Below are 14,370 nucleotides of genomic sequence, written 5' to 3'. Positions count from 1 at the left end.
TGTGTACAACGATGAGCACTCCGGCGTTGGCACGATAGCCAGAGTCAGTCCAACATCAAAAAAACAAAATTGGAGAGAACCATGGCTGAAGCAAAAGTATTGAGTGGTGCCGGACTGCGCGGGCAGGTGGCCGGGCAGACGGCGTTGTCCACGGTGGGCATGGCCGGTGCCGGGCTGACCTATCGCGGCTATGATGTGCGCGATCTGGCCGCCGAAGCTCGCTTTGAAGAAGTTGCCTATCTGCTGCTGTACGGCGAACTGCCTGATAAAGCCGAATTGTCTGCCTATATGGACAAACTCAAGGGCCTGCGCGATCTGCCGCAGGCCTTGAAGGAAGTGCTGGAACGCATACCCGCCGACACTCACCCGATGGATGTCATGCGCACGGGTGCCTCCATGCTCGGCACCCTGGAGCCGGAGCGCAGCTTCGATCAGCAGCGCGACTCAACCGACCGTCTGCTCGCAGCGTTCCCGGCGATCATGTGCTACTGGTATCGCTTCAGTCATGACGGCAAGCGTATCGACTGCACCTCCGCAGAAGACTCCATCGGCGGGCATTTTCTGCACCTGCTGCTCGACAAGTCCCCCAGCGAACTGCACCGCAAGGTCATGGACGTCTCGCTGATTCTGTACGCCGAGCACGAATTCAATGCCTCGACCTTCACCGCCCGCGTCTGCGCGTCGACGCTTTCGGACCTGTATTCCTGCGTCACGGCAGCCATCGGCACATTGCGCGGCCCGCTGCACGGTGGTGCCAACGAGGCCGCGATGGAAATGATTCAGCGCTTCGCTTCGGCTGGGGAAGCCACCAAAGGCACGCTGGGCATGCTGGAACGCAAGGAAAAGATCATGGGCTTTGGCCATGCGATCTACAAGGAGTCCGACCCGCGCAACGAGGTGATCAAGGGCTGGTCGAAGAAACTCGCTGACGAAGTGGGCGATACGGTGCTGTTCCCGGTTTCCGAGGCCATCGACAAGGTCATGTGGGAGCAGAAGAAACTGTTCCCCAACGCCGACTTCTACCATGCCTCGGCGTACCACTTCATGGGAATCCCGACCAAGCTGTTCACACCGATCTTCGTCTGCTCGCGCCTGACCGGCTGGGCCGCCCACGTTTTCGAACAGCGCGCCAACAATCGCATCATCCGTCCGAGCGCCGAGTACACCGGTGTCGAACAGCGCAGCTTCGTGCCCATCGAACAGCGCTGAAAAGGGGGCAGGGGAACCGCTGACGAGTTCCCACCCGCATTCCGAACATTCCGTGATCGAGTCCCGCAATGAACAGTGAATTCCGCAAAACGCTTCCTGGCACCCGACTGGACTATTTCGATGCGCGCGCAGCGGTCGAGGCGCTCAAGCCCGGCGCTTATGCCACGCTGCCCTATACCTCGCGCGTGCTGGCCGAGAACCTGGTGCGCCGCTGTGATCCTGCGGCCTTGAGTGCTTCTTTGACCCAACTCATCGAGCGCAAGCGTGATCTGGACTTTCCGTGGTTCCCTGCGCGGGTGGTCTGCCACGACATTCTGGGGCAGACCGCACTGGTCGATCTTGCCGGCCTGCGCGATGCAATTGCCTCGCAGGGCGGTGATCCTGCGCAGGTAAACCCGGTGGTGCCGGTGCAGCTTATTGTCGACCATTCGCTGGCAGTGGAATCCGACGGTAATGACCCGCAGGCGTTCGCAAAGAACCGCGCCATCGAAGACCGTCGCAACGAAGACCGCTTTCACTTCATTGACTGGACCAAACAGGCGTTCAAGAACGTCGAAGTGATCCCGCCGGGCAACGGCATCATGCACCAGATCAACCTGGAGAAAATGTCGCCGGTGGTGCAGGTGCTCGACGGCGTAGCCTTTCCCGACACGCTGGTGGGGACAGACAGCCACACGCCACATGTCGACGCGCTGGGCGTGATTGCCATCGGCGTTGGCGGTCTCGAGGCCGAAAACGTCATGCTGGGGCGCGCCTCGTGGATGCGTCTGCCGGACATCATCGGTGTCGAACTGACTGGACGCCGTCAGCCGGGTATTACCGCCACCGATGTGGTGCTGGCTCTGACCGAATACCTGCGTCAGCAGAAGGTGGTTGGCGCGTATCTGGAGTTCTATGGCGCGGGTGCGTCGAGCCTGACCCTCGGTGACCGGGCGACGATTTCCAACATGGCACCGGAATACGGCGCGACAGCGGCAATGTTTTCCATTGATTCGCAAACCATCGATTATCTGCGCCTGACAGGGCGTGAGGACGAACAGGTCAAGCTCGTCGAGTTGTATGCCCGGCACACCGGCTTGTGGTCGGACAGCCTGAAGGAGGTCGAGTACGAGCGCGTGCTGAGCTTCGACCTGTCCAGCGTGGTGCGCAACATGGCCGGGCCGTCCAACCCCCATGCGCGGGTCGCCACCGCGGATCTGGCAGCCAGAGGTATTGCCGGGCAGTGGGAAGACGTGCCGGGGCAGATGCCCGATGGCGCGGTGATCATCGCGGCGATTACCAGCTGCACCAACACCAGCAACCCGCGCAACGTCATTGCCGCCGGTCTGCTGGCACGCAACGCCAACCGCCTGGGGCTGCTGCGCAAGCCGTGGGTGAAATCATCGCTGGCACCCGGCTCGAAAACCGTGGCGCTATACCTGGACGCAGCAGGGCTGACCTCGGAGCTTGAGCAACTGGGTTTCGGCGTCGTGGCCTTTGCCTGCACCACCTGCAATGGCATGTCCGGCGCGCTCGATCCGTTGATCCAGCAGGAAATCATCAACCGCGACCTGTACGCCACGGCGGTCTTGTCTGGTAACCGTAATTTCGACGGGCGTATTCACCCCTATGCCAAGCAGGCCTTTCTGGCCTCGCCGCCCCTGGTGGTGGCGTATGCCATTGCCGGGACCATCCGCTTCGATATAGAAAACGATGTGCTGGGCGTCGCCGAGGGCCGGGAAATCCGTCTCAAGGACATCTGGCCGAGCGATGAAGAGATTGATGCGGTCGTGCAGGCGTCGGTCAAGCCCGAGCAGTTCCGTCAGGTCTATATCCCGATGTTTGCCATCGAAGAACACAGCGGGCCGAAGGTCGAGCCGCTGTACGACTGGCGTCCTATGAGCACCTACATCCGTCGCCCGCCCTACTGGGAAGGCGCATTGGCCGGAGAACGTACGCTCAAGGGCATGCGGGCTCTCGCCGTGCTGCCGGACAACATCACCACCGATCACCTGTCGCCGTCCAACGCGATCATGCTCGACAGTGCGGCGGGCGAGTACCTGGCGAAAATGGGACTGCCGGAAGAAGACTTCAACTCCTATGCGACCCATCGGGGCGACCACCTGACCGCCCAGCGCGCGACCTTTGCCAACCCGCAACTGGTCAACGAGATGGCAGTGGTCGATGGCAAGGTCAGGAAAGGCTCGCTGACCCGGATCGAACCCGAGGGCGTGGTTACGCGCATGTGGGAAGCCATTGAAACCTACATGGCCCGCAAGCAACCGTTGATCATCATTGCCGGTGCCGACTACGGGCAGGGTTCTTCCCGTGACTGGGCCGCCAAAGGCGTCAGGCTGGCGGGCGTCGAAGCCATTGCCGCAGAAGGCTTCGAACGTATCCATCGAACCAACCTGGTGGGCATGGGCGTGCTGCCACTTGAGTTCAAACCGGGCACCAGCCGCCTGACTCTGGGCATCGACGGCAGCGAAACATTCGACGTGGTCGGTCAGCGCACACCGCGCGCGACCTTGACGCTGGTGATTCAGCGCCGTAACGGCGAACGCGTCGAGGTGCCGGTGACATGCCGTCTGGACACTGCTGAAGAGCTTTCTATTTATGAGGCGGGCGGCGTGTTGCAGCGTTTTGCTCAGGATTTTCTGGAGGCTACTGCATCGTAGCTACGCTGGAGCGTGAAGAACGATAAGCGTGCGCAAGAGCACTATCGTGCCCATGCTCCGCGTGGGCATGCAGTTCTGGACGCTCTGCGTCCGATTTTGAGCGCGCAGCGCGCTCTTTGAACAGGACAACGAATTCATGGCTCATTCACCCCAGATCCGCATCCCCGCCACCTACATGCGTGGTGGCACCAGCAAGGGTGTGTTTTTCAGGCTGACGGACCTGCCCGAAGCTGCACAGATTCCGGGATCGGCGCGGGATGCGTTGCTGCTGCGAGTCATCGGCAGCCCGGACCCCTATGAAAAGCAGATCGACGGCATGGGCGGGGCGACGTCCAGTACCAGCAAAACGGTCATTGTGTCGCGTAGTACCAAGGTCGACCACGATGTGGATTACCTGTTTGGTCAGGTGTCCATCGACAAGCCTTTCATCGACTGGAGCGGCAACTGCGGCAACCTGTCGGCGGCCGTCGGCTCGTTTGCTATCGCCAGTGGTCTGCTCGATGCTGGCCGTGTGCCGCAAAACGGCGTCGTCATTGTGCGTATCTGGCAGGCCAATATTGGCAAGACCATCATCGCCCATGTGCCGGTCAGCAACGGCGAGGTGCAGGAAACCGGCGATTTCGAACTGGACGGCGTGACTTTTCCGGCCGCAGAGGTGGCGCTGGAGTTTCTTGATCCGGCAGCGGACGAAGAGGGCGCAGGTGGCTCGATGTTTCCCACCGGCAACCTGGTAGACGACCTTGAAGTGCCCGGTATAGGAACCCTGAAAGCGACCATGATCAACGCGGGTATCCCGACAATTTTCGTCAACGCCGCCGATATCGGCTACAGCGGTACCGAGTTGCAGGGCGATATCAATGGTGATCCGCAGGCGCTCGCCCGTCTGGAAACCATTCGCGCCCACGGTGCCGTGCGCATGGGCCTGATTCGTAGCATTGCTGAAGCCGCGACGCGCCAGCACACACCCAAGGTGGCTTTTGTAGCAGCGCCTGCCGATTACCTGTCATCGAGTGGCAAACCTGTTGCGGCAAAGGATATCGATCTGCTGGTGCGTGCCGTATCGATGGGCAAGCTGCATCACGCGATGATGGGCACCGCTGCCGTCGCCATCGGCACTGCTGCCGCCATTCCGGGCACGTTGGTCAGTCTGGCAGCTGGCGGACAGGCGCGCAGTGCGGTGCGCTTCGGTCATCCCTCCGGCACACTGCGGGTCGGCGCGCAGGCTGTTCAGGAGGGCGGTGACTGGAAAGTCACCAAAGCCCTCATGAGCCGCAGCGCCAGAGTGCTGATGGAAGGCTGGGTGCGAGTGCCACAGTAAAACGACTGAAACAGTCAGCTGCAAAAATCCGCTGATGCGGCTACTTTCAATGGTTATTTGAAGCGGCGCTCCACACCTTTTTCGACCAGCACCTTGGCAGAGATCTCTTCCACTGAAAAGTGCGTGGAGTTGATGTTGGGAATGTTCTCGCGGCGGAACAGGCTCTCTACCTCGCGCACTTCGAATTCACACTGCGCGTAACTGGAATAGCGGCTGTTTGGCTTGCGCTCGTGACGGATTGCGGTGAGGCGGTCCGGGTCGATGGTCAGGCCGAACAGTTTGCTGCGGTGTTCCTTGAGTGCCGCAGGCAGTTGCAGACGCTCCATGTCATCTTCGGTCAGCGGGTAGTTGGCGGCCCGGATACCGAATTGCATGGCCATGTACAGACAGGTCGGGGTCTTGCCGCAGCGCGACACGCCAACCAGGATGATGTCGGCCTTGTCGTAATAATGCGTCCGCGCGCCGTCGTCGTTGTCCAGCGCGAAGTTGACTGCCTCGATGCGCTCCATGTAGTTGGAGTTATGCCCGATGGAGTGCGATTTGCCCACCGAATAGGAGGAGTGTGAACTAAGCTCCTGCTCCAGCGGGGCGAGGAAGGTCGAAAAGATGTCGATCATGAAGCCATTGGACGTCGCAAGAATCTCGCGGATGTCCTGATTGACGATCGTGTCGAAGATGATCGGGCGCACATCGTCCTTGTCGGCGGCATTATTGATTTGTTGTACCATCGCCCGCGCTTTCTCGACGCTGTCGATATAGGGCCTGGTGAACTTGTTGAATGTAATGTTTTCAAATTGTGCCAACAGGCTCTGGCCCAGGGTTTCGGCAGTGATACCGGTGCCGTCCGAGATGAAGAAAGCAGATCGTTTCATTTTTGACCCAGGCCTTAAGCAGTTGACGAATTCTGGCTATCATAGGCGTGCCTGCCTGCAGGTGCGTCTTTTTTGAAGGTACGGTTTCAAGGCATGGGCCCGCGCCCGGCCAGACACGCCCGAGATCACATCACATGTGATTCGGGTGAATGAGCTTTTCCCAACAACAAACACAGTTAGTGGAGAGATCACCTTGGTAGAGTACGTAGTTTCCCTCGATAAGCTCGGCGTCCATGATGTAGAGCACGTGGGGGGCAAAAACTCGTCCCTCGGCGAGATGATCAGCAACCTCGCAGGTGCTGGCGTCTCAGTGCCCGGCGGCTTCGCGACTACGGCCCAGGCTTACCGTGACTTTCTTGAGCTGAGCGGTCTGAACGATCAGATCCATGCGGCGCTGGACGCGCTCGATGTCGATGACGTCAACGCCCTGGCCCGCACCGGTGCGCAGATTCGCCAGTGGATCATGGAAGCCGAGTTTCCCGAGACGCTCAACGCCCAGATTCGTACTGCATTTGCCGAGCTGTCGGCCGGCAATCCGAACCTGGCGGTGGCGGTGCGCTCTTCCGCGACCGCTGAAGACCTGCCAGATGCATCGTTCGCAGGCCAGCAGGAAACTTTCCTGAACATTCGCGGTGTCGAGAACGTTATCCGCGCTGCCAAGGAAGTCTTCGCTTCGCTGTTCAATGACCGTGCCATTTCCTATCGCGTGCACCAGGGCTTCGACCACAAGCTGGTCGCGCTGTCGGCGGGTGTGCAGCGTATGGTGCGTTCCGAAACCGGAACGGCGGGCGTCATGTTTACCCTCGACACCGAATCCGGTTTCCGCGATGTGGTGTTCATTACCGGTGCCTACGGCCTGGGCGAGACGGTTGTGCAGGGCGCGGTCAACCCGGACGAGTTCTACGTGCATAAAGACACGCTGGCTGCTGGCCGTCCGGCGATTCTGCGGCGCAATCTGGGTAGCAAGGCTATCAAGATGATTTACGGCGAAGAAGCCAAGGCTGGTCGTTCGGTCAAGGTGATCGACGTAGAGCCTGCTGATCGTGCGCGCTTCTGCCTGACCGATGCCGAAGTCTCGGAACTGGCTAAACAGGCAATGATCATCGAGAAACACTACAAGTGCCCGATGGATATCGAATGGGCCAAGGATGGTGACGACGGCAAGCTGTACATCGTGCAGGCGCGTCCGGAAACCGTGAAAAGCCGTGCCTCGGCCAATGTCATGAAACGCTACCTGCTCAAGGAGACCGGCAAGGTGCTGGTCGAAGGTCGTGCCATCGGCCAGCGCATCGGCGCAGGCAAGGTGCGGATCATCAAGGACGTGTCCGAGATGGACAAGGTCCAGCCTGGTGACGTGCTGGTGTCCGACATGACCGACCCGGACTGGGAACCGGTCATGAAGCGCGCCAGCGCAATTGTCACCAACCGTGGCGGTCGTACCTGCCACGCCGCAATCATCGCGCGCGAGCTGGGCATTCCCGCAGTGGTCGGTTGTGGCAACGCCACCCAGACGCTGCAGGATGGCCAGGGCGTAACGGTTTCCTGCGCAGAGGGCGACACCGGTTACATCTTTGAAGGCGAGCTGGGTTTCGACATCAAGACCAACTCGGTCGATGCGATGCCCGAGCTGCCATTCAAGATCATGATGAACGTCGGCAACCCGGATCGTGCGTTTGATTTCGCCCAGTTGCCCAACGCCGGTGTCGGTCTTGCGCGTCTGGAATTCATCATCAACCGCATGATCGGTGTGCATCCCAAGGCGCTGCTCAACTATTCGCTGCTGCCGCCGGAAATCAAGGAAAGCGTCGACAAGCGCATCGCCGGTTACCATGATCCGGTCGGTTTCTACGTCGACAAACTGGTCGAGGGCATCAGCACCCTGGCCGCCGCGTTCACGCCGAAAAAGGTCATCGTGCGTCTGTCGGACTTCAAGTCCAACGAGTACGCGAACCTGATCGGAGGCAAGCTATACGAGCCTGAAGAAGAAAACCCGATGCTGGGCTTTCGCGGTGCTTCGCGCTATATCAGCGAGAACTTCCGCGACTGTTTCGAGCTGGAGTGCCGTGCGCTCAAGCGCGTGCGTGAAGAGATGGGCCTGACCAACGTCGAGATCATGGTGCCATTCGTCCGGACGCTGGGTGAAGCGAGTCAGGTCATCGACCTGCTGGCGGCCAATGGCCTGAAACGTGGCGAAAATGGCCTGCGCATCATCATGATGTGCGAGTTGCCGTCCAATGCGATTCTGGCCGAAGAGTTCCTAGAGTATTTCGATGGTTTCTCCATCGGCTCCAACGACCTGACCCAGCTGACACTTGGCCTTGATCGGGACTCCGGCGTCATTGCCCACCTGTTCGACGAGCGTAACCCGGCGGTCAAGAAGCTGCTGTCCAATGCCATTCAGGCGTGCAACAAGGCGGGCAAGTACATCGGCATCTGCGGACAGGGTCCTTCCGATCATCCGGATCTGGCGCGCTGGCTGATGGATCAAGGGATCGAGAGCGTATCGCTCAACCCTGATTCGGTGCTGGAAACCTGGTTCTTCCTCGCCGAGGCGCAGGCACCTGTCTGAGGTGACACGGCCTTCGTGTGACGCGAGGGTGGCCTGAACCGTCATTTGGTTCAGGTGTTTGAAAAAGGCGGTTTCTTCGGAAGCCGCCTTTTTTATGGCGTGCCGCGATAGCCCCGGAGCGCGTTGTTTCATACCGTCTGTCAAGCCAGATAAAGAGTGATATGCAAAGCAGTAGCCAGCTTTTTCCCGTTGCCTTGATCAGCGCCGAGCGTCGCGGCGACCTTGTCGAGGACGTCTACCGTCTCAAGCCAGCCAACAGCCCCGACCCCAGCGTCGAGCTGGTGGTGACCCGACTGGGGCTGGCCGATCAGCCCGACGTGCGCGGCATCCCGGTGATTCTGTTGCATGGCAGTTTTTCCAACCGGCGCTTCTGGTATTCGCCCAAAGGTATCGGTCTGGGGCCGTATCTGGCGCGTGCCGGTTATGACGTATGGATCCCGGAAATGCGCGGGCACGGCTTGTCTGCACGCAACCAGAACTACCGCGTCAATTGTGTGGCTGACTATGCCCGTTTCGACGTGCCCGCCATTGCCGCTTTTGTCTGTGAGCAAAGTGGTCAGATACCGCACTGGATGGGGCACTCGCTGGGCGGCACAACCCTGGCGGCGGCCTTGGGCGGCCAGTACCTGGGGCCGCACACTGCAGCGTCGGTGGCGCTATTCGGCAGTCAGGTCAGCCGCACGTACTGGCCGCTGAAAATTCCGCCGCTGCAATGGTCCGCGCGGCTGTTGCTCAGGTCCTTCGAACATGTTTCAGGGCCGCGTTTCAAGCGTGGGCCGGAAGACGAGCCAATAGGGCTGGTGCTGGAAAGCCTGCGCTGGCACGGGCTGTTCGGGCGTTTTGGCGAGCGCGACAACAACTGGTGGGCGGGGCTTAAGGAGGTTCGGGTGCCGGTGCTGGCCGTTGCTGCGTCTGGCGATCATCAGGACCCGGTGTGGGCCTGTCGCACGCTGTTCGATCAGATCGGCGCAGCGCAGCACAAACAGTTTCTTTGCCTGGGGCGCGAGCACGGTTTTGACGAAGACTTCGACCACGTGCGCATGCTGGTCAGCAAGGCCGCGCAGCAACAGGTCTGGCCGCGGGTCATCGAGTGGCTGAACGGGCAGTCTGTTCCTGAACAGGTTGTAGAGTTTCAGGCGGCGGTGGGCAGTTAGCGGTTAAAGTCGCTATGGTTAGCGTCAGCCGGTCGCGTCTGATTCATCAGTCCGATCCGTACCATTCGCGAGACAGGAGTTGACCTTATGCACTACATCACCCCCGATCTGTGTGACGCCTATCCGGACCTGATTCAGGTCGTGGAGCCGATGTTCAGCAATTTTGGCGGTCGCGATTCGTTTGGCGGCCAGATCGTCACCGTTAAATGTTTCGAAGACAACTCGCTGGTCAAGGAGCAGGTCGAGCTCGACGGCAAGGGCAAGGTGTTGGTGGTCGACGGTGGTGGGTCGCTGCGTTGTGCCTTGCTCGGTGACATGCTGGCAGAGAAAGCGGCCAGAAGCGGCTGGGAAGGCATGTTGATTTACGGTTGCATCCGCGATGTTGACGTCATCGCGCAGACCGACCTGGGTGTTCAGGCGTTGGCCAGCCATCCGAAAAAAACCGAGAAACGCGGAATCGGTGACCTGAATGTGTTGGTCACCTTCGGTGGCGTGACCTTCCGCCCGGGAGAGTATCTGTATGCCGACAACAATGGCGTCATCATTTCCCCTTCACCCCTGACCATGCCGGAATAAGCGAAATATCCATGTTCGATGAAGCAAACGCGCAGTGGGGGCTGGTTCATGCCCTTGTGTTGGACGGTAAGGGCGGGGCGCGTTTCATCGCTCGAACCGAGTTGCAGGACCTTGAGCTGCAGCCGCAGGAAAGTCTGTGGCTGCATTGGGACCGCAGTCATCCGCAGACCCATACGTGGCTGCGTACCGGTAGTGGTCTGAGCGAATTTGCCTGCGACCTGTTGCTTGAAGAGAACACCCGGCCGCGCCTGCTGCCGTTGCCGGAGCAAGAGTTGCTGCTGTTTCTGCGCGGGGTGAACCTCAACCCCGGTGCCGAACCGGAAGACATGGTCTCGGTGCGCATTTTTGCTGCTGCTCAGCGGGTGATCTCGCTGCGCCTGCGTCCTCTGCGGGCCACTGAGGAACTGATCGAGATGCTGGGGCAGGGTAAAGGCCCCACCAGTGCCTCGGAGCTGATCCTGTACCTGGCGCAATACCTGACCGACAAGGTTCAGGATCTGGTCGGCGAACTCACCGAATCGGTCGATGAAGAGGAAGAAAAGACCGACGCCGACGAACGGTACAGTCCCGAGCACGGCAAGCTGCTGCATATTCGTCGACGCGCAGCCGGTCTGCGCCGGTTTCTCGGGCCGCAGCGCGATATTTATGGCCAGCTCTCGCGGATCAAACTGTCGTGGTTCGCCCATGACGACGCCGATTACTGGAATGAGCTGAACAACAGCCTGACGCGTTATCTGGAAGAGCTCGAGCTGACCCGCGAGCGGGTAGGGCTGCTGCTGGAGTCCGAAGACAGGCGTTTGCGCGAGCACATGAACCGCACCATGTACCGTTTCGGGATCATTACCGGTATCTTCCTGCCCATGAGTTTTCTTACCAGTTTGCTGGGTATCAATGTCGGCGGCATACCCGGTTCTGACAGTTCATACGGCTTTCTGGTGGCGTGCTCGCTGATTGTCGCGCTGGCCGTCGGGCAGTGGTGGCTATTCAAGCGATTGCGCTGGGTATAGGCGTGGGCTTGTCCGGTTTTTGATGGGCGTGTGTGACTTGTTGTTTTCGCGTCGCGTCTTTGACTGACATTACGTGAGGTGCCTGATGCACGATCCGTTTGAAGAATCTTTACGCGACATGCTCAATTCTTCATCCTCCAGCCGGGATGATGACGCATGTCTGGGACGCGTCCTGAAAACCGCCAATCGCCAGGTCGGTGCCGGTGTGTTGTTCGGGTTGCTGGGCCGTTGGTCAGAGGCACTGATGATCGCCGTGAACAACGGCTCTGCCCACGTCTCTCCTGTTTCTCGCCGCACCATTCCGGGTGCCCGTTCTATCGATAAGGCTGATTGAGCATGGAATTGAATCTCTGGACCCAGAGCCTTCTTGCTGCAATGACTGCATTGTGGACCAAAGTCGCAAATTTCATCCCTAACCTGTTCGGCGCGCTTGTTGTGGTGCTGCTGGGTTTTGTCGTGGCCAAACTGCTTGACGCGCTGCTTTCCAAGCTGCTGGCCAAACTGGGCCTGGATCGTCTGGTCGGCGGTACAGGTCTGACCAAGATCATCGGCCGCGCCGGCGTCAAGGTGCCGATCTCAACCCTGATCGGCAAGATCGTGTATTGGTTTGTGTTACTGATTTTCCTCGTCTCGGCTGCTGAATCGCTGGGGCTGCAGCGGGTTTCAGCTACGCTGGACATGTTGGCGCTGTATCTGCCCAAGGTATTTGGTGCGGCGCTGGTCTTGCTGGTCGGCGTGCTGCTGGCGCAACTGGTCAATGGGCTGGTACGCGGCGCAGCCGAAGGCGTAGGTATCGACTACTCCGCCGGCCTGGGACGAATTGCTCAAGGCCTGGTCATCATCATCAGTATTTCGGTTGCGATCAGCCAGCTTGAGGTCAAGACCGACCTGCTGAACCACGTTATTGTGATTGCCTTGATTACCGTTGGTCTGACAGTGGCGCTTGCCCTGGGCCTCGGCAGTCGGGAGATTGCAGGGCAGATCATCGCCGGAATTTATGTTCGTGAGCTGTTTCAGGTGGGCCAGCAGGTGCGGGTGGGCGATACGGAAGGTCAGATCGAGGAAATCGGTACGGTCAAGACAACGTTGCTGACAGACGAGGGGGAGCTGGTGTCGTTTTCCAACCGCATCCTTCTCGAGCAGAGAGTAAGCAGCCGTTAAGCGGCTAACCTGCTAATGTATGCCGCCAGGTTGCCGATACAGGCCGTGGCGGACACTGACCTGACTGTCGGCAAGATTTGTTTTGAATAAACCTCAACCGTTTTCGACGCGCTACGATCCCCGCGAGCTCTCTGATGAGGAGCTGGTCGCGCGCGCCCATGTTGAGCTGTTCAATGTGACGCGGGCTTATGAAGAATTGATGCGTCGTTACCAGAGAACACTTTTTAACGTCTGCGCACGTTATTTAGGGAACGATCGCGATGCTGACGATGTCTGTCAGGAGGTGATGCTTAAGGTGTTGTATGGGTTGAAAAATTTTGAAGGTAAATCTAAATTTAAGACCTGGCTTTACAGCATCACCTACAATGAATGCATCACGCAGTACAGAAAGGAACGGCGTAAGCGTCGCTTGATGGACGCTTTGAGTCTGGATCCACTTGAGGAAGCGTCGGAAGAAAAGACGCCCAAACCTGAAGAGCGGGGCGGACTTGATCGCTGGCTTGTGTATGTGAACCCGATCGATCGGGAGATTCTGGTCCTGCGTTTTGTTGCAGAACTTGAATTTCAGGAGATTGCTGACATCATGCACATGGGCTTGAGCGCAACGAAAATGCGTTACAAGCGGGCTTTAGATAAATTACGAGAGAAATTTGCGGGAATCGCCGAAACTTAATACGGTGCAAATATCTCTAACAAATGGCAAGGTCTGGTAGACTTGCCGCTGAGTTGTCCCCCTGTGTGGGACTGCTTAATAATCATCAGATGGGGATTTAACGGATGAAACTGAAAAACACCTTGGGCTTGGCCATTGGTACTATTGTTGCCGCAACTTCGTTCGGCGCTCTGGCTCAAGGCCAAGGCGCGGTCGAAATCGAAGGCTTCGCCAAGAAAGAATACTACGACAGCGATCGTAACTTCAAAAACGACGGCAACCTGTTCGGCGGCTCCGTTGGCTACTTCCTGACTGACGATGTTGAACTGCGTCTGGGCTACGACGAAGTCCACAACGTCCGTAGCGACAGTGGCAAGAACATCAAGGGCGCCAACACCGCTCTGGACGCTCTGTACCACTTCAACAACCCAGGCGACATGCTGCGTCCTTACCTGTCTGCCGGTTTCTCTGACCAAAGCATCGGTCAAGACGCTCGCAACGGCCGTGACGGTTCTACCTTCGCCAACATCGGCGGCGGTGCCAAGCTGTACTTCACTGACAACTTCTATGCCCGTGCAGGTGTTGAAGCTCAGTACAACATCGACCAAGGCAACACCGAGTGGGCGCCTAGCGTCGGTATCGGCGTAAACTTCGGCGGCGGCAGCAAGAAAGTCGAAGCAGCACCAGCTCCAGTAGCTGAAGTGTGCTCCGACAGCGACAACGACGGCGTGTGCGACAACGTCGACAAGTGCCCGGACACCCCAGCCAACGTTACCGTTGACGCTGATGGCTGCCCAGCAGTTGCCGAAGTCGTTCGTGTTGAGCTGGACGTGAAGTTCGATTTCGACAAATCCGTAGTCAAGCCTAACAGCTACGGCGACATCAAGAACCTTGCTGACTTCATGCAGCAGTACCCACAGACCACCACCACTGTTGAAGGTCACACTGACTCCGTCGGTCCTGACGCTTACAACCAAAAACTGTCCGAGCGTCGTGCAAACGCCGTTAAACAGGTTCTGGTTAACCAGTACGGTGTTGGCGCTAGCCGCGTAAACTCGGTTGGTTACGGCGAATCCCGCCCAGTTGCTGACAACGCAACTGAAGCTGGCCGCGCAGTTAACCGTCGCGTAGAAGCAGAAGTAGAAGCTCAAGCTAAGTAATTAGCCGCTTGTACTGAAAAGCCCGGCTCAGGCCG

12 protein-coding genes are annotated in these 14,370 nt (G+C 58.9%); 11 read left to right on the top strand and 1 reads right to left on the bottom strand.

What is annotated here, in order from left to right:
* Window positions 1–81 precede the first annotated feature (81 nt).
* The 3 genes from prpC (at window position 82) to prpF (ending at window position 5,184) form a co-directional block, all read left to right on the top strand.
* On the top strand, window positions 82–1,209 hold the full coding sequence (gene prpC / locus ALO64_RS14770; protein WP_044343692.1) for a bifunctional 2-methylcitrate synthase/citrate synthase: 1,128 nt from the start codon (window positions 82–84) through the stop codon (window positions 1,207–1,209).
* A 68-nt stretch (window positions 1,210–1,277) separates the two neighbouring features.
* Complete coding sequence (gene acnD / locus ALO64_RS14765; protein WP_044343693.1) at window positions 1,278–3,866, top strand: Fe/S-dependent 2-methylisocitrate dehydratase AcnD; 2,589 nt, start codon at window positions 1,278–1,280, stop codon at window positions 3,864–3,866.
* A gap of 136 nt (window positions 3,867–4,002) precedes the next feature.
* Window positions 4,003–5,184, top strand: a complete 1,182-nt coding sequence (gene prpF, locus ALO64_RS14760) for a 2-methylaconitate cis-trans isomerase PrpF (protein WP_044343694.1) — start codon at window positions 4,003–4,005, stop codon at window positions 5,182–5,184.
* A 53-nt stretch (window positions 5,185–5,237) separates the two neighbouring features.
* On the opposite strand, the gene ppsR is transcribed toward prpF, so the two are convergent.
* Window positions 5,238–6,056, bottom strand: a complete 819-nt coding sequence (ppsR, locus tag ALO64_RS14755) for a posphoenolpyruvate synthetase regulatory kinase/phosphorylase PpsR (RefSeq protein WP_002553036.1) — start codon at window positions 6,054–6,056, stop codon at window positions 5,238–5,240.
* Between the two features lie 193 nt (window positions 6,057–6,249).
* Here ppsR and ppsA point away from each other — a divergent pair, with 193 nt between their 5' ends.
* The 8 genes from ppsA (at window position 6,250) to ALO64_RS14715 (ending at window position 14,335) form a co-directional block, all read left to right on the top strand.
* Window positions 6,250–8,625: a phosphoenolpyruvate synthase gene (gene ppsA, locus ALO64_RS14750; RefSeq protein WP_044343695.1), complete on the top strand. Its 2,376-nt coding sequence runs from the start codon at window positions 6,250–6,252 to the stop codon at window positions 8,623–8,625.
* A 161-nt stretch (window positions 8,626–8,786) separates the two neighbouring features.
* Window positions 8,787–9,779 carry an alpha/beta fold hydrolase gene (locus ALO64_RS14745; protein WP_044343696.1) on the top strand — a complete coding sequence of 331 codons (993 nt, stop codon included), beginning with the start codon at window positions 8,787–8,789 and terminating at the stop codon, window positions 9,777–9,779.
* An 87-nt stretch (window positions 9,780–9,866) separates the two neighbouring features.
* Window positions 9,867–10,355, top strand: a complete 489-nt coding sequence (gene rraA / locus ALO64_RS14740; protein ID WP_004659258.1) for a ribonuclease E activity regulator RraA — start codon at window positions 9,867–9,869, stop codon at window positions 10,353–10,355.
* A gap of 11 nt (window positions 10,356–10,366) precedes the next feature.
* Window positions 10,367–11,362 carry a zinc transporter ZntB gene (locus ALO64_RS14735; protein WP_044343697.1) on the top strand — a complete coding sequence of 332 codons (996 nt, stop codon included), beginning with the start codon at window positions 10,367–10,369 and terminating at the stop codon, window positions 11,360–11,362.
* Between the two features lie 85 nt (window positions 11,363–11,447).
* Window positions 11,448–11,696 (top strand): hypothetical protein, encoded by a 249-nt coding sequence (locus ALO64_RS14730; RefSeq protein ID WP_002553041.1) that lies wholly within the window; start codon window positions 11,448–11,450, stop codon window positions 11,694–11,696.
* A 2-nt stretch (window positions 11,697–11,698) separates the two neighbouring features.
* Window positions 11,699–12,523, top strand: coding sequence for a mechanosensitive ion channel family protein (locus ALO64_RS14725; protein ID WP_002553042.1), 825 nt, complete (start codon window positions 11,699–11,701; stop codon window positions 12,521–12,523).
* A gap of 82 nt (window positions 12,524–12,605) precedes the next feature.
* On the top strand, window positions 12,606–13,196 hold the full coding sequence (gene sigX / locus ALO64_RS14720; protein WP_002553043.1) for an RNA polymerase sigma factor SigX: 591 nt from the start codon (window positions 12,606–12,608) through the stop codon (window positions 13,194–13,196).
* A gap of 104 nt (window positions 13,197–13,300) precedes the next feature.
* Window positions 13,301–14,335: an OmpA family protein gene (locus ALO64_RS14715; protein WP_002553044.1), complete on the top strand. Its 1,035-nt coding sequence runs from the start codon at window positions 13,301–13,303 to the stop codon at window positions 14,333–14,335.
* Window positions 14,336–14,370: the final 35 nt, after the last annotated feature.

It is taken from the genome of Pseudomonas meliae, assembly GCF_001400515.1.
Taxonomy (GTDB): domain Bacteria; phylum Pseudomonadota; class Gammaproteobacteria; order Pseudomonadales; family Pseudomonadaceae; genus Aquipseudomonas; species Aquipseudomonas amygdali.
This window is presented reverse-complemented; position numbering and strand designations above follow the sequence as displayed.